Annotated in this window: 18 protein-coding genes, 2 tRNA genes and 1 rRNA gene; 4 read left to right on the top strand and 17 right to left on the bottom strand. The window is 65.8% G+C overall.

The features are described 5' to 3' along the window. Window positions 1-23: 23 nt before the first annotated feature. The 3 genes from LOC60_RS04945 to LOC60_RS04935 all read right to left on the bottom strand — a co-directional run bounded on the left by LOC60_RS04945 (window position 24) and on the right by LOC60_RS04935 (window position 4,404). Entirely contained in the window at window positions 24-2,249 is a 2,226-nt protein-coding gene (locus LOC60_RS04945; protein WP_230022960.1) for an ATP-dependent DNA helicase RecG, read from the bottom strand. Further along, complete coding sequence (locus LOC60_RS04940) at window positions 2,239-3,198, bottom strand: DAK2 domain-containing protein (RefSeq protein WP_230023055.1); 960 nt, start codon at window positions 3,196-3,198, stop codon at window positions 2,239-2,241. Before LOC60_RS04940 ends, LOC60_RS04945 begins: the two co-directional genes overlap by 11 nt. Before the next feature lie 201 nt (window positions 3,199-3,399). Continuing rightward, window positions 3,400-4,404, bottom strand: coding sequence for an LCP family protein (locus tag LOC60_RS04935; RefSeq protein ID WP_230022957.1), 1,005 nt, complete (start codon window positions 4,402-4,404; stop codon window positions 3,400-3,402). Window positions 4,405-4,497: 93 nt separating this feature from the next. Here LOC60_RS04935 and LOC60_RS04930 point away from each other — a divergent pair, with 93 nt between their 5' ends. Continuing rightward, window positions 4,498-4,971 (top strand): DUF3515 domain-containing protein, encoded by a 474-nt coding sequence (locus LOC60_RS04930; protein WP_230022954.1) that lies wholly within the window; start codon window positions 4,498-4,500, stop codon window positions 4,969-4,971. Here LOC60_RS04930 and LOC60_RS04925 read toward each other — a convergent pair. The 6 genes from LOC60_RS04925 to leuC form a co-directional block, all read right to left on the bottom strand. Next, a complete protein-coding gene (locus LOC60_RS04925) occupies window positions 4,968-6,110 on the bottom strand; it encodes a D-alanine--D-alanine ligase family protein (RefSeq protein WP_231713187.1) in 1,143 nt (380 codons plus the stop codon). The two genes, LOC60_RS04930 and LOC60_RS04925, sit on opposite strands and share 4 nt — an antisense overlap. An 11-nt stretch (window positions 6,111-6,121) precedes the next feature. After that, window positions 6,122-7,165 (bottom strand): NAD(P)H-dependent glycerol-3-phosphate dehydrogenase, encoded by a 1,044-nt coding sequence (locus LOC60_RS04920; RefSeq protein WP_230022948.1) that lies wholly within the window; start codon window positions 7,163-7,165, stop codon window positions 6,122-6,124. Continuing rightward, complete coding sequence (locus tag LOC60_RS04915; RefSeq protein ID WP_230022946.1) at window positions 7,149-7,958, bottom strand: lysophospholipid acyltransferase family protein; 810 nt, start codon at window positions 7,956-7,958, stop codon at window positions 7,149-7,151. Before LOC60_RS04915 ends, LOC60_RS04920 begins: the two co-directional genes overlap by 17 nt. A 9-nt stretch (window positions 7,959-7,967) precedes the next feature. Continuing rightward, window positions 7,968-9,308, bottom strand: a complete 1,341-nt coding sequence (gene murA / locus LOC60_RS04910; protein ID WP_230022944.1) for a UDP-N-acetylglucosamine 1-carboxyvinyltransferase — start codon at window positions 9,306-9,308, stop codon at window positions 7,968-7,970. Between the two features lie 276 nt (window positions 9,309-9,584). Further along, a complete protein-coding gene (leuD, locus tag LOC60_RS04905; RefSeq protein ID WP_230022934.1) occupies window positions 9,585-10,184 on the bottom strand; it encodes a 3-isopropylmalate dehydratase small subunit in 600 nt (199 codons plus the stop codon). Between the two features lie 10 nt (window positions 10,185-10,194). After that, complete coding sequence (gene leuC, locus LOC60_RS04900) at window positions 10,195-11,646, bottom strand: 3-isopropylmalate dehydratase large subunit (protein WP_230022931.1); 1,452 nt, start codon at window positions 11,644-11,646, stop codon at window positions 10,195-10,197. A 111-nt stretch (window positions 11,647-11,757) separates the two neighbouring features. Here leuC and LOC60_RS04895 point away from each other — a divergent pair, with 111 nt between their 5' ends. Both LOC60_RS04895 and LOC60_RS04890 read left to right on the top strand, forming a co-directional pair. Then, window positions 11,758-12,477 carry an IclR family transcriptional regulator gene (locus LOC60_RS04895; RefSeq protein ID WP_230022928.1) on the top strand — a complete coding sequence of 240 codons (720 nt, stop codon included), beginning with the start codon at window positions 11,758-11,760 and terminating at the stop codon, window positions 12,475-12,477. A 52-nt stretch (window positions 12,478-12,529) separates the two neighbouring features. Continuing rightward, window positions 12,530-12,958: a potassium channel family protein gene (locus tag LOC60_RS04890; protein ID WP_230022925.1), complete on the top strand. Its 429-nt coding sequence runs from the start codon at window positions 12,530-12,532 to the stop codon at window positions 12,956-12,958. A 30-nt stretch (window positions 12,959-12,988) separates the two neighbouring features. On the opposite strand, the gene thiL is transcribed toward LOC60_RS04890, so the two are convergent. From thiL to LOC60_RS04855, 7 genes are all read right to left on the bottom strand, one after another. Beyond that, entirely contained in the window at window positions 12,989-14,002 is a 1,014-nt protein-coding gene (gene thiL / locus LOC60_RS04885; RefSeq protein ID WP_230022922.1) for a thiamine-phosphate kinase, read from the bottom strand. Between the two features lie 133 nt (window positions 14,003-14,135). Next, window positions 14,136-14,208: transfer RNA gene (locus LOC60_RS04880), tRNA-Glu, on the bottom strand. Window positions 14,209-14,332: 124 nt separating this feature from the next. Further along, a tRNA-Gln gene (locus LOC60_RS04875) sits at window positions 14,333-14,404 on the bottom strand. A gap of 112 nt (window positions 14,405-14,516) precedes the next feature. Further along, window positions 14,517-15,221 (bottom strand): HAD family hydrolase, encoded by a 705-nt coding sequence (locus LOC60_RS04870; protein ID WP_230022919.1) that lies wholly within the window; start codon window positions 15,219-15,221, stop codon window positions 14,517-14,519. Window positions 15,222-15,252: 31 nt separating this feature from the next. After that, a complete protein-coding gene (gene gltX, locus LOC60_RS04865) occupies window positions 15,253-16,770 on the bottom strand; it encodes a glutamate--tRNA ligase (RefSeq protein ID WP_230022916.1) in 1,518 nt (505 codons plus the stop codon). Window positions 16,771-16,809: 39 nt separating this feature from the next. Beyond that, window positions 16,810-17,418, bottom strand: a complete 609-nt coding sequence (locus LOC60_RS04860; RefSeq protein ID WP_230022913.1) for a hypothetical protein — start codon at window positions 17,416-17,418, stop codon at window positions 16,810-16,812. Further along, window positions 17,418-18,191, bottom strand: coding sequence for a fumarylacetoacetate hydrolase family protein (locus tag LOC60_RS04855; protein WP_230022910.1), 774 nt, complete (start codon window positions 18,189-18,191; stop codon window positions 17,418-17,420). Before LOC60_RS04855 ends, LOC60_RS04860 begins: the two co-directional genes overlap by 1 nt. 56 nt (window positions 18,192-18,247) lie before the next feature. Between LOC60_RS04855 and LOC60_RS04850 the strand changes: the two genes are divergently transcribed. After that, entirely contained in the window at window positions 18,248-18,625 is a 378-nt protein-coding gene (locus LOC60_RS04850; RefSeq protein WP_230022908.1) for a hypothetical protein, read from the top strand. 54 nt (window positions 18,626-18,679) lie between these two features. Here LOC60_RS04850 and rrf read toward each other — a convergent pair. Then, window positions 18,680-18,796, bottom strand: a 5S ribosomal RNA gene (gene rrf / locus LOC60_RS04845). Between the last annotated feature and the right edge of the window lie 281 nt (window positions 18,797-19,077).

Raw genomic sequence — 19,077 nt, 5'->3', positions numbered from 1 at the left:
CCGGACAGGCCCGGCGGCAGGGGCTAGCCCCGTTCCAGGAACGCTTCGGCCTCGGGGTTCAGGGACGCCTCGATGGCTTCGTCCAGGGCCGGGTAGTCCCGCAGGTCCGGATCCTCGGCCACGAGGGCCACGGCGTCGGCGCGGGCCTTCTCGATGAGCTTTTCGTCCTGGACCGCGCGCAGCAGCTTGAGGGTGGACCGTCCGCCGGACTGGCTGGCACCGAGGATGTCGCCTTCGCGGCGCAGTTCGAGGTCCTTGCGGGAGAGTTCAAAACCGTCGGTGGTGGCGGCCACGGCCTCCAGCCGCTCCCGGCTCGGATGTCCCGGTTCCAGCTGGGTGACAAGCAGGCAGGTACCGGGCAGCCCGCCGCGGCCCACCCGGCCGCGCAGCTGGTGCAGCTGGGAGATGCCGAACCGGTCCGCATCCATGATCACCATGAGCGAGGCATTGGGCACGTCCACTCCCACCTCGATGACGGTGGTGGACACCAGCACGTCGATGTCGCCGCGGTTGAAGGCGGCCATGGTCTCGTGCTTGTCGTTCGGGTCCAGCCGTCCGTGCAGGGGTGCAATGGTTTTGCCGGCGAGCGCCGGCACGGTGGTGAGGTATTCGGACAGCTCGGCAACGGAGGTCAGCTCCTGCCGCTCGGCACGCGCCCGTCCCTCAGCTGCTTCCTTCGAGTCGAACAGTGCCAGGTCCGAACCGGGTTCCTCTTCCTTGGCGCCGATCTTGGGGCAGACCACATACACCTGACGGCCGGCGTCGATCTCTTCCCGGGCGCGGGCCCAGATCCGCTGCTCCCACTGCGGCTTCTCAGCCAGCGGCGAGACGTAGGTGGAGATGGGTGCGCGTCCGGCCGGCAGCTCGGTCAGGGTGGAGACCTCCAGGTCCCCGAAGACGGTCATCGCGACGGTACGGGGAATGGGGGTGGCCGTCATCACCAAAAGGTGCGGGGTGCTGTGCCCCTTGGTACGCAGCACGTCGCGCTGCTCGACGCCGAACCGGTGCTGTTCGTCCACCACCACCAGGCCGAGGTCGGCAAAGGAGACGTGCTCCGACAGCAGGGCGTGGGTGCCGATAATGATGCCGGCCGCACCGCTGGCGGCGTCCAGCATCGCGGTGCGGCGCCCGGCGGTGTTCATCGAACCGGTCAGCAACACCACCTTGGTGCCGTCCGGGTCCCCGTCCAGCTGCCCGCCGCGGCCCAGCGGGCCGAGCATCGCACTGATGGACTCGTAGTGCTGGGACGCCAGGACCTCGGTGGGTGCCAGCAGCGCCGCCTGTCCCCCGGCGTCGATGACCTGCAGCATGGCGCGCAGCGCCACCAGGGTCTTGCCCGAGCCCACCTCGCCCTGCAGCAGGCGGTTCATGGGATGGTCGCCGGCCAGTTCGGCGGAGAGGTCCCGCCCGATTTCGGCCTGCCCGTTCGTCAGGGTGAAGGGAAGGGATGCGTCAAAGCGGTCCAGGAGACCGCCGGGCACTGCCGGACGCGCGGTGGCTTCCTCTTCGGCGGTCAGGGCACGACGCCGGGCCAGTGCGGTCTGCAGGACCAGGGCCTCCTGGTACCGGAACCGGTGCCGGGCGGCGTAGGCCTCCTCCATGGTGGCCGGCCGGTGGATCCTGTTATAGGCATCCGTGATGTCGGGAAGACGGTCGCGCTGGCGGATTGCTGCCGGGATCGGATCGCGCAGCCGGGCGGCTTCCATATTGTCCAGCAGCATCGACACGGACTTCGCGATGGTCGGGCTGGCCACCCGGGCCGAGGCCCGGTAAACGGGGATGGGCCGCTTGGCCTCCTCCTCGTCCACCGAGTCTTCGTCCAGGAGCACATAACTGGGATTGGTCAGCTGCAGCTGGCCCCGGTAGGCCCCCACCTTGCCGGAAAACATGGCACGGGTACCGACGATGAGTTCCTTGGCAGCATTGAATCCGTTGAAGAACGTCAGGTGCAGCTGCCCGAGGCTGCCGTCGGTGTCGTCGGTGACGACCACCTCGACGATCGTCCCCTTGCGGGCCCGCATCTGCCGGCGGTTGTTGCTCTGTACCCGGGCTATCAGGGTGACGTCTTCGTCGAACGGTATTTCGGCGATGGGTGTGAGCTCGCCCCGCTCCAGGTACCGGCGCGGAAAATGGTGAAGCAGATCGCCAACGGTCTTCAGGCCAAGCTGCTTCTCCATGGCATTGGCCGTAACCTTGCCGATCCGGCGGTCCAGCGGAAAGTCGAGTTCGCCGGGGAGCCTAGAGTCCATGTGCCTCGGGGACTTCTTTGGTTTCGTGTCCGTCCGCGGACAACTCGGTGATGGTCAGGTTCTCGGGATCACCCAGGGTGCGCAGCAGATCGATGGCGGTGCCGGCGTCGGGGGTGTGGACGTGGACGCGCCAGCGGTAGCCCTCCCCCACCGGACTGACAGCGCTCATGATGACTGAGTCGCCCAGTTCGTCCAGCTGCAGCCGCAGCGTGGCGGCATCCAGCGGACTCAGGGTGATGGTGCACATGACCTCCACGCCTTCCATGCGGGGCATGTGTGCGTGGATGTGCGGGTCCTGCACGTCGTAGCCGTGCAGTCCGTCCAGGAGTTCCTCCTGGAGTTCCTCCCCCAGGGCGGCGGCACGCAGCGCGTCCAGCACCAGCAGGAAGCCGACGCCGCCTGCGTCCACCACCCGCGCGCGGGTGAGCGCGTCCAACTGGCTCTCGGTATTGATGACTGCCGTCAGCGCGGCCTCCATCATGGCCCGCAGCGTGACTGCCAGCCCCGCGTTGCTGTCATCTCCGGTAACCGCTGCTTCGCTGTCGGACGCTGCGTGGGCTGCTGCCTCCAGGACGGAGAGCATGGTGCCGGGCACCGGATCGCTGAGTACGGACCAGGAGCGCAGCTGCGCACGCTGCAGGGCGGCTGCGAGCAGGGGGGCGGAGAGGCGGGCGGCGCCGGCCAGGGGTTCGGCCATGGACGAGAGGAAGACGGAAAACAGGGTTCCGGAGTTGCCGCGGGCTTCTTCCATCGCGGCCCGTCCGGCCGTTCCCAGCAGCTCGCCGATGTCTGCGGTGTCCATATCTGCGGCAGCCCGTGAGGCGGCGCAAAGCGTCAGGTAGAGGTTGGTGCCGGTGTCGCCGTCGGCCACGGGAAAGATATTGATGGCATTGAGGCGGTCGCTGTGGTTACCCAGGGAGACCTCTGCGTTGCTCAACCATCGCTTCAGCGCTTGCGCGTTGGCGGTGATTTTAGTCTGCAAAGTAATCCCGTTTCCTGCCTGTAGCACTGTCTTTGGTCCTGCTGGTGCCGCTCATTGAGGCCGTCCCATCCGGTCTTCGCCGTCATTGCCGCTAACCGTCTATGTCATTAGGAAGCCTACCGCAGGGCACTGACAGCGGCCGATAACGATTTACCGCCGGTTGGGCCGTCAGCCCTCCGGAAGGGTCGAGCGGACGTATCCGGCGACGTCGTCGGCGTCCAGTGCCGCGGCGATTTCAGCAATGGCAGCGTAGTCCGGCACTACAATCGACTGGCCGTCGGAGGACGTACCCACTCCTGCATTCGGCAGGGTAAACATGTGCACATCCCCGGCACGGACGTTGCGGAGCCCGAGTGCCAATGCCCCGGCCGCTGATGCGTCAAGCTCTTCATCCACGCTCAGGTACGGCGATATTGCGCCCACCACGTTGCTGACCTTCACGGGATTGGTGAGGGTCGCCTTGTTGAGGACACCGGAGATGACCCCGCTCAGGAAAGCCTGCTGGTTCTTGACACGCTGGTAGTCCCCGTCCGTGAAGGCGTACCGCTCCCGGACATATTTGAGCGCGGACTCGCCCTCCACCGTGATGGGCCCGGCCGCAAAGTATTCGCCCTGGGCTCCCTCGGACTGGAAGGCAACTTCGTTGTTGAGGGTAACTCCGTCCAGTGCATCCGTCAGGCCCTGGAAACCTTCGAAGTCGATGATTGCCACGTGGTCAATCGGGATGTCGAACAGCGTCTGCACGGTGTCCACCGTCAGGGACACACCGCCGATGGCCATGGCTGCGTTGATTTTCTGTTCGCCGTGCCCGGGCATTTCCACCCAGGTGTCACGCATGATCGACATAACGTAGACACCGCTTCGATCCCCCGGGACATGGACGAGCATCATTGCGTCGGAGCGTGCATCACCGGAAGCGGGATCGCGGGTATCGCTGCCCATCAGGAGGATGTTCTGTGATCCCTCCGCGGCCGCCGCCTTCTCCGGCCTGTTCTCTGGCAGGGCATCTGCAATGGTGTTGGTGCCGTTGTCAAAGGTTCGAGCCAGATGCCACAGGTAGCCCCCGGCAGCTACTGCGGCCACCAGCACGAGGGTCAGCAGCACCAGCATGGTGTTGCGGACAGGATGCCGCTTTCCCCGCCGGGGCTCCGGGGACGTCGTGTACTCGCTCAAGTGTGTTTCCTCAGGTCGGGGACGGTATGAGTTTATGCATTTGGCCCGAATGACCGATTCAGGACAGGGCAGCGCGGCGGATAGGCTTGAATCATGAAGTTCTACGCGTTACCCGTACTGCTCGCACTCGTTGCCGCCACCGGCTGCACTCCGGTCGCCAATGTGGATTCGGCCCCGGACGCAGCCAACTCCGACTGCGCCGCCGTGATGGTGGCGCTGCCGGACGAGATGGCCGGCTATGCGCTGCGGGATACGGACAGCCAGTCGACGGCGGCCTGGGGCAACCCGTCCCGGGCGATCCTCAAGTGCGGGGTCCCGGTGCCCGGCCCGACCACCGATCCGTGCGCCTCAGTGAACGGCGTCGACTGGATCCTGCGGGAAGGGGAGGACACCTGGACCGCAACCACCTTCGGCCGGGAGCCGGCCGTGGAGGTGATGTTCGATCCGAACGAGGTGGCCTCGTCCACGATCCTGGTCCAGCTGCAGAACGCGGTAGCCAAGATCGAACCCACCCGCGAGTGCCTCAGCCCCGAGGACACCCTGGACCTGGAAGCCGGGCAGGGCTAGCGCAGGCCCGTCTTCCGGCCCAGGGCCAGGGAAATCAGTTCATCGATCAGTTCGGTGTACGGCAGCCCGGACTTGGCCCACATCTGCGGATACATGCTGATCGGGGTGAACCCGGGCATGGTGTTGATCTCGTTGATGATCAGCTTCCCCTCCGGGGTGTAGAAGAAGTCCACCCGGGACAGGCCCTCCCCGCCAACTGCATCGAACGCTTCGGCGGCGAGCCGGCGGACCTGCGCGGTAATATCCGCAGGCAGGTCGGCCGGGCAGCTCAGTTCCGCGGCTGCACCGTCCACATACTTGGCTTCAAAGTCGTACCAGTCGTGGCCGCCGTCGCGCACGGCAACCTCGCCGGGCTGGCTGGTGCGCGGATCCTCGGTGCCGCGCCCCTGCAGGACGGCCACTTCGATCTCCCGGCCGGTAATCCCGGCTTCCACCACGACCTTTGGATCATGAAGGCGTGCCGCCTCAATGGCGGCCGGCAGTTCCGCGGCCTCAGTGACCCGGGTGATGCCCATGGAGGAGCCGGCGCGCGCCGGCTTGACGAACAACGGGAACTCCAGTGCGCCGGCACGGTCCAGGCAGTCCTGCGGGTCCCGCAGCCACTGCCGGTCGGTGATGACCTCGTAGGGGCCAACCAGCAGGCCTGCGGCTTCGAAGACCACCTTCATGTAGTGCTTGTCCATGCCGACGGCGGACGCCAGGACTCCGGCTCCCACGTACCGCACGTCAGCCATTTCCAGGAGCCCCTGCAGGGTCCCGTCTTCACCGAAGGGGCCGTGCAGCAGCGGCAGCACAACGTCGATGGAACCGAGGCTGCGCGGCAGGCTGCCGGCAGCGTGGGCCACGAGCTCCCGGCTGCCGTCCTGTGAGGAGAGCACCACGGATTCCTCCGACACCGGAACTTCGGGCAGGGTCGCGGCGCGCAGGGACCACTCGGCCGGATCAGCCGAGACCAGGCTCCACTGGCCGTTTTTCGCGATGCCGATGGGAACGACGTCGTACTTTGCCGTGTCGATGGCCTGCAGGACACCGGCGGCGGTCACACAGCTGACGGCGTGCTCGCTGGAGCGCCCGCCGAACAGGACGGCCACCCGCGGGCGGACGTTTCCGGAATGGTCCTCTACGGTACCGGCGGGCAGGGGTTCAACAGTCACGGGGCGGACACACCTTCGGATTTCAGTTCGCGGGCCAGCAACCGCGGGCCCAGTTCATCAACAGTGATTACGCCCTGCAGTACGGCGACGACGTTTTCGGTAATCGGCATGTACACCCCCAGCTGGGTGGCACGGTCCAGCACGGCCTGCGCGGACTTGATGCCCTCGGCAGTCTGCGTCATGGACGCGTTGACCTCGGCCAGGCTCAGGCCCTGGGCCAGCAGCGTACCGGCGGTGTGGTTGCGTGACAGGGGCGAGGAGCAGGTGGCAATCAGGTCACCCATCCCGGCCAGGCCGGCCATGGTTTCGGCGTTGCCGCCCAGTGCCAGGGCCAGGCGGGTGGTTTCGGCCAGTCCGCGGGTCATCACGGAGGCCCTGGTGTTGTCCCCCATGTTCTTGCCGTCGCAGATCCCCACCGCGAGGGCAATGACGTTCTTGACGATGCCGCCGATCTCGGTGCCCACCACATCCTCGTTGGTGTAGGGACGGAAATACGGCGCGGTGCAGGCTCCGGCGATCCAGGCAGCCGTGTCCAGGTCGGTGCAGGCCACCACGGAAGCGGTGGGTTCCTGGCGGGCAATCTCCATGGCCAGGTTCGGGCCCGAGACCACTGCGATGCGTTCGGCGGGCAGCCCCAGCTCCTCGGCAATCACCTGGCTCATCCGGGCATCGGAGCCCCGTTCCAGGCCCTTCATTAGCGATACCACGACAGCGTCCGCCGGAATGAGGCCCGCAACCTCCTTGAGCTGCACGCGCAGGGACTGTGCCGGGACGGCGAGGACCACCAGCTCGGCACCGGCCAGCACCTCGGCGAGGTCCGTGGAGGCGCGCAGATTGGCGGGCAGGACGGTGTCCTTGAGGTACTGGGTGTTGCGGTGCCTGTCGTTGATGTCCGAGGCTACCTCGGCGCGGCGGGCCCAGAGACGGACATCCGTGCCGCGCTCGGCGCCGGAGTCGGCAGCAATCTTGGCGAAGGCGGTGCCCCAGCTTCCGGCACCCAGGACGGCGACGACGGCGGGGTATTCACTGCGGGCGGTCACTGTCCGGCCTCCGGTTCGTTTGGTTTGGTTTGGTTGCTGTGCCGGTTGCGGTTCCGGTTTCGAAGGAACGGCCCACCTGCCGTTGGCCCTTGGCCACGGGATTCCACCGCTCGGTGGGCGGCTGGGCGCCTCGGAGCTTGGAAACCATGTCCGTAACGTCGGACATGATCCGCTCCGTGGCGGCGTCCAGCACTGCTTTGCTTATCGGCAGGCCGGCGAAATCGGACAGGTCAACAGGTTTGCCGACCACCAGCCGCACCCGCTTGCGCGGAAACAGCTTGGGGAACTTCGCATAGCGCGGAAAAGCGTCCTGCGCTCCCCAGTGGGCGACCGGGACTACCGGAACCCCGGTCTGCAGCGCCAGCCGCGCCGCGCCGGTCCGGCCCTTCATCGGCCAGAGATCGGGATCCCGGGTAAGGGTGCCTTCGGGGTAGATCACCAGGGTGTGCCCGGCTTCCAGGGCGGCGCGTGCCGATTCCAGGGAACCGGCGGCCCCGGTGGTGATTCGTTCCACCGGGACCTGGTTCGTGGCGGACAGCGCCGCTCCCAACACCGGCACCTTGAAGAGTGATGCCTTGGCCAGGAAGTGGGGCGGGCGGCCCTGGTTGTACAGGAAGTGGCCCACCACCACCGGATCGATTTCAGTCACATGGTTGGGGCAGACAATGAATCCCGGATCCGAGGGCAGGTTTTCCGCCCCCTGCCACTGCTTTTTCAGGAAGATATTGAATACCGGCCGGAGGCTTCCGGCGAGTAAGGCAAAGGCAACCCGTGACTTAGTCGATTCCGTCATGCCGTCAGGCTACCGGAGTCCGGCGGATACGCCGGATGTGACGTCAAAGTCCGCCCCGAGGCCCTCAAGCTTGCCCTGGAAGTGCTCGTATCCACGGTTGATCAGCTCAATGCCGGTAACCCGCGAGGTACCCTCGGCAGCCAGCGCCGCGATGAGGTGGCTGAAGCCGCCGCGCAGGTCCGGGATGTCGATTTCGGCGCCGCGCAGCTGCACTGATCCGGCGATGACAGCCGAGTGAAGGAAGTTGCGCTGGCCGAAACGGCACGGGACGCTGCCCAGGCACTCACGGTGGACCTGGATGTTGGCGCCCATCCGGATAAGCGCATCCGTGAAGCCGAAGCGGTTCTCGTACACGGTTTCGTGCACGATGGACACACCCTCGGCCTGGGTTAGGGCGACCACCAGCGGCTGCTGCCAGTCAGTCATAAAGCCGGGGTGGACATCGGTTTCCAGTACCAGCGGGTTCAGCGGGCCGCCCGGGTGGTAGAACCGGATGCCGCCGTCGTCGATGTCGAACGCTCCGCCGATCTTGCGGTACGTGTTCAGGAACGCAGTGAGGTCCTTCTGGTCCGCGCCCTCTACATAGATGTCGCCCTTGGTGACGAGGGCCGCTGAAGCCCAGGAAGCGGCCTCGTTGCGGTCCGGAAGCGCCCGGTGGTTGTAGCCGGTCAGTTCGGAAACGCCTTCGATCCGGATTACACGGTCCGTCTGCACGGAGATGATGGCGCCCATCTTCTGCAGGATGGCGATCAGGTCCATGATCTCGGGTTCAACGGCTGCACCGCGCAGCTCAGTGATGCCCACGGCCTTCACGGCGGTCAGGAGCACCTGTTCGGTGGCTCCGACGCTCGGGTAGGGCAGTTCAAGCTTGGCGCCGCTGAGGCCCTTGGGTGCGGAAATCGAAATGCCGCCGGGGCGCTTTTCCACGACGGCACCGAAGTTGCGCAGCATCTGCAGGTGGAAGTCGATGGGCCGGTCGCCGATTTTGCAGCCGCCGAGATCCGGAATGAAGGCTTCACCGAGGCTGTGCATCAGCGGCCCGCAGAGCAGGATCGGGATGCGCGAATCGCCGGCGTGGGCGTCAATGTCCTTGGACGCCGCCGTCTTTGCGTTCTTGGGATCCATGGTGAGGTCGCCGGTGACGGGGTCCTTGGTGACCTCGACGCCGTGCAGCTGAAGCAGGGACGTAACTACCTCGACGTCCTTGATTTCCGGAACGTTGCGCAGTGTGGACGGGCCGTTGCCAAGCAGGGCCGCAACCATCGCTTTGGGGACCAGATTTTTCGCCCCGCGGACCGGTACCTTCCCTGAGAGAGGAACACCGCCTCGGATGGTGAGGACGCTACCCATGAACACCTGATTTCTTAATATAGTTTGGCCCCGGAAGCAATAAGAGACTGCACTCAAGCATATGAGCAAGCGTCTGCTTACTGAAATAACTCCGGCCCTTAGGAGGGCAGCACCGGTGTGATTCCGGTCATGCCCCGCAGCGGAACGCGGATAGGCCCCGCCGAAGCGGGGCCTATCCATAATATCGGGGCCGTTCCGGGGGCAGAAAACCTCCCGGAGTGCAAACCGGCAGCCTGCTGATCATTCCGGGGCCGGCCTGCCCCTGCCGGGACCGCCCTAGTGCAGGGCCGGGAGGGTTGCGGGCTTGTAGGAGGGGCGTTCCGCTTCGAAGGTTGTGATCTCGGACTCATGGCGCAGGGTCAGGGCAATGTCGTCCAGCCCTTCCAGCAGGCGCCAGCGGGTGTAGTCGTCAATTTCGAATGCCGCCGAGACGCTGCCGCAGACGGCGGTTCGGGCCTGCAGGTCAACAGTGACGGTTGTCCCCGGGGAGTTTTCCAGGACCTTCCAGATGAGCTCGATATCGTCCTGCGCCACCTGGGCGGCGACGAGGCCCTGCTTACCGGCGTTGCCGCGGAAAATGTCGGCAAAGCGGGAGGAGAGCACGGCACGGAAGCCGTAGTCCTTCAGGGCCCAGACAGCATGCTCACGCGAGGATCCGGTGCCGAAGTCCGGTCCGGCCACCAGGACGGATCCCTGGTGATACGGTTCCCGGTTCAGGATGAAGTCCTCGTTTTTCCGCCAGCCGGCGAAGAGCGCGTCCTCGAACCCCGTACGCGTAATGCGCTTGAGGTAGACGGCCGGAATGATCTGGTCGGTGTCGACGTCGCTTTGCCGCAGCGGGACACCGATTCCGGTGTGGGTGGTGATCTTTTCCATGGCGGTTCTCCTAGGCTGCTGTGCCGACGACGGCGCCCGGCAGCGGGTCAAGGTCCGAGGGTGAGCTGAGGGTTCCCCGGACGGCGGTGGCGGCTGCCACCACCGGCGAGACCAGGTGCGTCCGCCCGCCCTTGCCCTGCCGGCCCTCGAAGTTGCGGTTGGACGTGGAGGCGCAGCGCTCCCCCGGTTCCAGCTGGTCCGGGTTCATCCCCAGGCACATGGAGCAGCCGGCAAAACGCCACTCCGCGCCGAAGTCCTTGAAGACCCGGTCCAGCCCTTCCGCCTCCGCCTCCAGGCGCACGCGTGCGGATCCGGGCACCACCATCATCCGGACCCGGGGGTCCTTCTGCCGTCCGCGGATAATGTCTGCGGCTATCCGCAGGTCCTCGATGCGGCTGTTGGTGCAGGAGCCCAGGAAGACGGTGTCCACCCGGATGTCCTTCATCGGCGTTCCGGCAGCCAGGTCCATGTAGGCCAGCGCCCGTTCGGCGGCGGCGCGTGCGTTTTCGTTGCTGAAGTCCTCCGGCGCGGGAACGGCTTCCGAGAGCGGGACTCCCTGCCCGGGATTGGTTCCCCAGGTGACGAACGGCTCCAGGGTGTCGGCGTCCAGGAAGACCTCGGCGTCGAACTCGGCGTCGTCGTCCGTGGCAAGGGATTTCCAGTGTTCGACGGCGGCGTCCCAGTCCCGGCCCTGCGGGGCGTGCGGCCGGTGCCGAAGGTAGGCGAAAGTGGTTTCGTCCGGGGCCACCATTCCGGCCCGTGCACCTGCCTCGATGGACATGTTGCAGATGGTCATCCGCGCTTCCATCGACAGCGCACGGATAGCCGAGCCGCGGTATTCCAGCACGTAACCCTGTCCGCCGCCCGTACCGATCCGGGCAATCACCGCCAGGATGATGTCCTTGGACGTAACGCCTGGACGGAGCGTGCCCTCGACATTGATCGCCATGGTCCGAAACGGCTTCAGGGACAGGGTCTGGGTGGCCATCACGTGTTCAACCTCGGACGTGCCGATACCCATTGCCAGTGCCCCGAACGCCCCGTGCGTGGAGGTGTGGGAATCGCCGCAGACCACCGTGAGTCCGGGCTGGGTCAGGCCCAGCTGCGGACCCACCACGTGGACAATGCCCTGCTCGGCGTCCCCGAGCGGATGCAGCCGTACTCCGAACTCGGCACAGTTGGCCCGAAGGGTTTCAATCTGGGTCCGGCTCACCGGGTCGGCAATGGGCTTGTCGATGGCCAGCGTGGGCGTGTTGTGATCCTCGGTGGCAATGGTCAGGTCCGGGCGGCGCAGCCCGCGTCCGGACAGCCGCAGGCCTTCGAAGGCCTGGGGTGAGGTGACCTCGTGGACAAGGTGGAGATCGATGTAGAGCAAATCGGGCGCACCGTCCTCGCCCTTGCGGACCACATGCTCGTCCCACACTTTCTGTGCAAGCGTCCTGCCTGCCACATGCTCACCCATATCAGGTACCCCTCGTTGTCTTTCCCTGTGGGGTTAAGAGAACCAGCCGGCGCGCCGGCAGCGCCACCTTTTCGATTTGCATCTCAGATAGTGAGACGGCAGTATCAATTTATGGACACAGCGAGCGGGGTAGGCGTCATCGACAAAGCGGCAATGGTGCTGGACGCACTGGAGGCCGGGCCGACCACGCTGGCGCAGCTGGTTTCCGCCACGGGACTCGCGCGCCCCACCGTGCACCGGCTGGCGCTGGCTTTGGTGCACCACCGCCTGGTGGGACGGGACATCCAGGGCCGCTTTGTCCTGGGCGGACGCCTGGTGGAGCTTGCCTCCGCGGCAGGCGAAGACCGCCTCATTGCCTCTGCCGGGCCGGTACTGCTGGCGCTGCGGGATGCCACGGGCGAGAGCTCCCAGGTCTTCCGGCGGCAGGGTGAGTGGCGGGTCTGCGTTGCCTCCGCCGAGCGGCCCATCGGCCTGCGGGACACTATTCCCGTGGGCACCCAGCTCTCCATGAAGGCCGGTTCCGCGGCCCAGTGCCTGCTGGCCTGGGAGGACCATGACCGCCTCCTTGAGGGCCTGCACAATGCCCGCTTCACCCCGACCGTCCTGGCCGGCGTCCGGCGGCGCGGCTGGGCCCAGAGCCTGGGTGAACGCGAGCCCGGGGTCGCCTCCGTTTCCGCTCCCGTGCGCGGACCGTCCGGCCGGGTTATCGCTGCCGTCTCCATTTCCGGGCCGATAGAACGCCTCACCCGCCAGCCGGGCCGCATCCATGCCGAGGTGGTGGCCAAGGCAGGAGCCCAGCTCACCGAGGCGCTGCGTAAGAGCGGCGAATAACCCTATATTGGGAACCTGAACCATTGGGAATCTAAGACCCAAGGGAGTTCCCATGAAGCGGATGCGGGTGCTGTGGCACGTTATCCGGATCTCCGGCGCCGACTACATTTTCGCCGGCTTCCTGATTGTCCTTGGGGTCGCCGGCTTCCTGCTGCCGCGGCTCGAACCGCAATTCACCGATTTCGGTGACGGCCTCTGGTACCTCTTCGTTTCCTTCACCACTGTCGGCTTCGGAGACTATGTGGCCACCGGGCCGGCCGGCCGGATCATCACCGTGGTGGTGACCCTGTACGGAATCCTCGTGGTGGCCCTCATGACCGGCATCATCGTGGGTTTCTACACCGAACTCCTCAAAGCCCGGGCCACCAATGCACTGGATGACTTCGTCAAGGAGCTTGAGCACCTGCCGGACCTGTCACGCGAGCAGCTGCTGGACCTTGCCGAACGGATCCGCAGCCGGCGGATCCTGCCGGATTCCTGAACGGTTGCCGTTCTGTACAACCGGCTACTGCTAGCCGGCGAAGTGGTCCCAGCCGGTGGCCGGCGGCACCTGTCCGCCGAATGTCACTCCCCCGCCGTCCGTTACCTTTCCAATGCGGACAAACCCTGCCGGCAGGACCGCGTCCGGCGGGAAGGTTGCCAGCAGTCCGTGATCCTCTCCCCCGCCGAGCACCCAGGCCAGCGGGTCCGCTCCCAGCCGGGCTGCGGCCGGAGCCAGCACCTCGGCCCGGGAGGTGAGATAGCCGGCGTCGAGGTCAATGGCCACGCCCGAGGCGCGCGCGATCCGGCCGGCGTCGCGCACCAGGCCGTCGGACACATCCAGCATGGCGGTGGCGCCGGCAATTGCCGCCCGCGGACCCAGATGGACCGGCGGATGGGGACGGTTCTGTGACGCAGCGAGCCCAGCGAGAACCTGGTTCTCCTCTTCCCGGACAGCTGAGTAGTCCAGGCTGCTCTCCAGCACGGCCAGGCCGCCTGCGGCAGCACCCAATGCGCCGGTGTGTGCCAGCACGTCTCCGGGGCGCGCTCCGGAGCGCAGGACCGGAGCGCGGCCCTCGAGATCGCCGGTGACGGCGGCCGTGACGACAATTTGACTGCCCCGGCCCAGGTCTCCGCCCACCACCGAGCAGTGGCCGGCGTTCAACGTCAGTGACTGCACCCCTGCCGCAAGTCCGGTCGCCAGGCCCTCCACCCAGGCAACCTCCGTGCTGCCCGGAAGCGTGAGGCTGACCACCAGCGACGTGGGAACGGCCCCCATGGCGCTGATATCCGAAAGGTTCTGTGCAGCGCATTTCCAGCCAACGACGAATCCGGTGGTGCGGTACCCCGAGGGCCAGAGCAGGCGGAAGTCTGCATCTTGAACGAGGGTGTCAATGGAGATCACCGTCCGGCCGTCCGGCGCAGCGATGACGGCCGCGTCATCGCCCGGCCCCACAAGTGCCGTGGTGGGTCCGAGCCGGGGAAAGATCCGGGCCAGGAGCCCCTTCTCATCGAGCTGGTCCACGGTAAGGGCTTCTGGCGGCACGGGCTGTTCCTCTGGCTATTGTTCTGCGGCTATCGATCGAAATTAGCACGGCAGGAATCGTAGGAGGTGCGTCGGAAATCCCCCGGGCAAAACAAAACCGGCCCCGGACATAATGTCCGGAGCCGGTGAATTGTGACCCCAGCGGGATTCGAACCCGCGTTACCGCCGTGAGAGGGCAGCGTACTAGGCCGCTATACGATGGGGCCGTGTACAGTGCTCCGAGCTTTAGAACTCAGGCACTTCCTTGCCGGTTTCGAAGAACCGGCCTGTAGAGTATTTCATACTCTTTCAGAGGAGACCAATCGGGGCTGAACCACCAATTGATTACCGCTGGGATACCAGGACTCGAACCTAGAATGTCGGTACCAGAAACCGATGTGTTGCCAATTACACCATATCCCAATGCACTTTTCCGGCTGCTTCTCGAGGAGTTACCCCCGGCCGCAGCCCCTCAGCACGAGATATAACTATACACGGCTTCCGGACCAAGTACAAAACGGGCCCGAAGGCCGCGTCAGACCAGCTCCAGCAGCTCCCCGAGCGAGCCGATGGTGTGCACCCCCGAAGGCGCTACTGCTCCGTCACCGCGCACCGGAGAAGGATTGTCCGTGCGGTCGAGCCAGACGCCCAGCAGGCCGGCGTCGGCCGCTCCCACTGAATCCACGGTCAGGTTGTCCCCGACGTAGGCAGTGCGTTCCGGCGAGCTGCCGAGCAGGCGGACTCCTTCATGGAATATGGCCGGTTCCGGTTTGGCAGCGCCCACGGTGTCAATGCCCACCAGAACCTTGATCCGCTGCAGCCCGGCGGCGTCCAGCTTGGCCCGCTGGTAGTCGTGGACATTGTTGCTCACGGCACCGTACCCAATGCCGCGGGCTTCCAGCGCGTCCAGGAGGGGCACGACGTCGTCGAACGCCCGGAAGTAGCGGGGCAGGGTCGCCTCGTAGGCCTGGTTCCAGGCCCGTGCCGCATCGCTGTCCAGCGGTGCCAGGCCTGCCTGTTCCCGGGCATGCTGCAGGCGCAGTACCCGCTGGTCGGCAAAGGTCAGCCGTCCGGCGAGGTACGCGTAGTAGTGCCCCTGCGGGTCGGCGGCGAACAGGGAGGTATACGACTCCCAGTCCGCCGCCGTGAAATGGGTCAGGTCACCGGCGCTGACCGCCTGCAGCGTGCTGCCCATGGCAGCCTGCAGGTCCACGAGGGTCTCGTCGATATCGAACAGCACCGCATCGATGGACCTGCCTATTTATGGTTCCCTACGCGGCGGCGCGGAACGCGCGGATCCGGGCGAGCGAGGATTCCCGGCCGAGGATAACCATGGACTCGAACAGGGGCGGCGAAATCCGGCGTCCCGACACAGCTGTACGCACCGGACCGAAAGCCAGGCGCGGCTTGATGCCCATGTCTTCCACCAGTGCCTGACGCAGCGCGGCCTGGATGTTCTCGGCATTCCAGTCGGCCACGGATTCGAGAGCGGCCAGTGCGGCGTCGAGCACCTCGCCCAGGTTTGCCGGCAGGCCCTTGCGGGCATCGTCGGCAACGTCGACGGCGTCGTCGGCCTTGAAGAGGAAACCGAGCATGTCCGGGGCCTCGCCCAGCAGGGTGATGCGTTCCTGTACCAGCGGCGCGGCTTCGGTCAGGATTTCCTCTTCCCGCGGTGTGAGGGTCTCCCCCACCAGGCCGGCGTGCTGCAGGTACGGGACCAGGCGGTTGCGGAAGTCTTCGGCCTCGAGCATGCGTACGTGGGTGCCGTTGATGGCCTCGGCCTTCTTCAGGTCGAAGCGGGCGGGGTTGGCCAGCACGTTGTGGATGTCGAAGTTCTCCACCAGCTGTTCGACGGTGAAGATGTCCTCGTCCGCGGACAGGGACCAGCCCAGCAGGGACAGGTAGTTCAGCAGGCCTTCGGGAATGAAGCCGCGCTCCCGGTGCAGGAAGAGGCTGGACTCCGGATCGCGCTTGGAGAGCTTCTTGTTCCCCGCACCCATCACGTACGGCAGGTGCCCGAACAGCGGCATGTACTTGGCCACTCCGACGTCGATCAGGGCGCGGTAGAGCGCAACCTGGCGCGGGGTGGAGGACAGCAGGTCCTCGCCGCGCAGGACGTGGGTGATGCCCATGAGGGCGTCGTCCACCGGGTTGACCAGCGTGTAGAGCGGTGCGCCGTTGGCTCGGACCACCACGAAGTCCGGAACTGTCCCGGCCTTGAAGGTGATCTCGCCGCGGACCAGGTCGGTGAAGGTGATGTCTTCGTCCGGCATCCGGACACGGAGCACCGGTGAGCGGCCTTCGGCCCGGAAGGCTTCGATCTGCTCGGCGGTCAGGTCGCGGTCATAGTTGTCGTAGCCCAGCTTGATGTCGCGGCCGGCGGCACGGTGGCGTGCTTCGATTTCCTCCGGGGTGGAGTAGGACTCGTAAACGTAGCCCGCAGCGCGCAGCTTGGCGATGACGTCCTGGTAAATCTCGCCGCGCTGGGACTGCCGGTACGGTTCGTGCGGTCCGCCCACCTCCACGCCTTCATCCCAGGTGATGCCGAGCCACTTCAGCGCGTCGAGGAGCTGCAGGTAGCTCTCCTCGCTGTCACGAGCGGTATCGGTATCTTCGATGCGGAACACCATGGTGCCCTTGGTGTGCTTGGCATAGGCCCAGTTGAAAAGGGCGGTCCGGATGAGGCCGACGTGCGGGGTACCCGTGGGAGACGGGCAGAAGCGCACGCGTACGGGCGTGTCATCGGTAACGGCGGGAAGGTCGGCTAAGGGAGTGGGAGCGTTAGTCATGATGTTCCCCAGTTTAGACTCTTCCGTCCGCCGGGTGCCTTAAGGCGAGTAGGACAGCAGCCAGAGGAATACTCCCCCACCCGCTGCCGCTCCGGCCGCGGAGGCGGCAAGGTGTGTTGCGGGGAGTCCCTGCCGCATCCTGGCGGCGAGGGTACCTGCCAGGATGGCAGCGATGAGGACCGCCGCCGCAGTTCCCGGCAGCCCCGGGAAAAGCAGTGCCGCCGTCGAACCGAGGATGACTATCCCCGCACCGAGGGTGAGGTCCAGCCAGGACCAGGATGTGAAGGCGTTGGCGATGAGCAGCACGAGGGCTGCAGCCAGCAGGCCGAAAACGGCTGCCGAGAGCGGTAACGGACCGTCCAGCCAGAGGATGATCCGCTGGAACATAAACGCCAGCGCTGCCGCAGCAAGTAGTGCAGGTGGAAGCGACGACGGCGGCAGCCGCCGAAGGTCGTTGCGCTGCTGCAGGTAGGAAACCAGGAGTGCGGGGAAGACACCCATCAACAGGGCGGCACCGGCGCCCCAGGGCAGGGCTGCGCCGGGCGCAAAACCGAGGAACGGAGCAGCCAGGAGGATGAGGGACCAGACGAGCGCAGCCCAGGCTGCGTTCCGGTTCCGGCCGGCCCCCCGGTCCGCTCCGCGGGGCATCAGCTGCGGACGGTGTTGACCAGCCGGCCGATGCCTTCGATGTCCACCTCGAAGCGTTCCCCGTCGCTGATAATGCCGACGCCCGCAGGGGTGCCGGTGAGGATGACGTCGCCGGGAAGCAGCGTGAAGGCCTGCGAGACGTAGGAAACCAGTTCCTTGACTCCCCAGATCATCGAGTTGGTGTTGCCGTCCTGGACGAGTTCACCGTTGAGGTAGCCGCGGACCGCGGTGTTCTCGGGATCCAGTTCGGTTTCGATCCACGGGCCCAGCGGGCAGGAGGTGTCAAAGCCCTTGGCCCGGGCCCACTGGTCGTCGGTGCGCTGGGCGTCGCGGGCTGTGAGGTCGTTGGCGCAGGTGTAGCCGAAGATGACTTCGTCCACGCGTTCGATCGGGACATCCTTGCAGATGCGGCCGATGACGACGGCGAGTTCGGCTTCGTAGGAGACCTCGTCCGAGAACGAGGGCAGGACTACCGGATCGTTCGGGCCGATCACCGAGGTATTGGGCTTGAGGAACATCAGCGGTGCCGGCGGCACGTCGTTGCCCATTTCGCTGGCGTGGTCCGCGTAGTTGCGGCCAATGCCGACGACTTTGCTTCTCGGGATGATCGGGGCCAGCAGCCGTAGATCTTCCAGCTTGTGCCGCTCCCCCGTCAGCTGGACGCCCGAAAAGAACGGGTCACCCTTAATGACGGCGATTTCTTCGCTGCCTTCTTCTCCGCCGACCACGCCGAAGGCGGGGTCGCTGTCCTGTACAAATCGAGCAATACGCATGGGTCTAAGCCTAGTGGACGAAAGCTTTTACTGCTGCGGAGTGCGATACTCGACGCATGTTCCCCTGGGTGCCGGCGCTGGGTGTATTGAGCTGGCTGGGATTACTGGTCCACAATCTTGCCGACCTCCCCGGCCAGACGCTCCTGAGTCCGGAATCGTCCCTCCCGCTGCTGTTGATGCTGGGGCTGCTGGTCCTGTGGTTTACACCCCGGCGGCTATGGGCAGTCTGGGGACTGCTGGTTTGGGGAGTGCTGAATCTCACAGCCGCGGTGTTTACCGTGCTTCCGCTATCGATTCTGCCCTTCGATCCCGCCCAGACGGCGTGGCATTACGGCTTCCATGTTCTGTACGGCGCCGTCCAGCTGCCCCTGGTGACCGCAGCGGCGATTTGGCTTCGGCGGCGGAGCAGCAGGCCACCCCTGGGCACTGCTTAAACAGGTCAGGCCCCGCACCAATGGTGCGGGGCCTGACCTTCTCTGCTAAATATTGTCCGGCGGTGACCTACTCTCCCACATCCTCCCGGATGCAGTACCATCGGCGCTGTGGGTCTTAGCTTCCGGGTTCGGAATGGGACCGGGCGTTTCCCCCACGCTATGACCGCCGTAACCCTTCCACCCGCACCACACACCCAAAACCAACAAGGCGTGCGTGGGGAAAACAATGGTTACAACACGTCCCGGAACCCCCTGCCGTTCGAAAACGACGGCGGGTGCCGGCAGTGCGGTAAAAGTTGTGAACCCGCCCCCCGGACAAGGGAGACATGGTTCGTGTTCCAGGTAGCAACAACGGTGTTGTTGTCCGGGAACCACATAGTGGACGCAAGCAGCATGATCTACAACACCCTTTATACTTTGACGGACCGTTTGAAGTCGTGTCCGTCCAGGTG

The organism is Arthrobacter sp. zg-Y769 (assembly GCF_020907405.1).
In the GTDB taxonomy this organism is placed as follows: Bacteria; Actinomycetota; Actinomycetes; order Actinomycetales; family Micrococcaceae; genus Arthrobacter_B.
The sequence above is the reverse complement of the archived record's forward strand: the minus strand, read 5'-3'. Positions and strand labels throughout refer to the sequence as shown.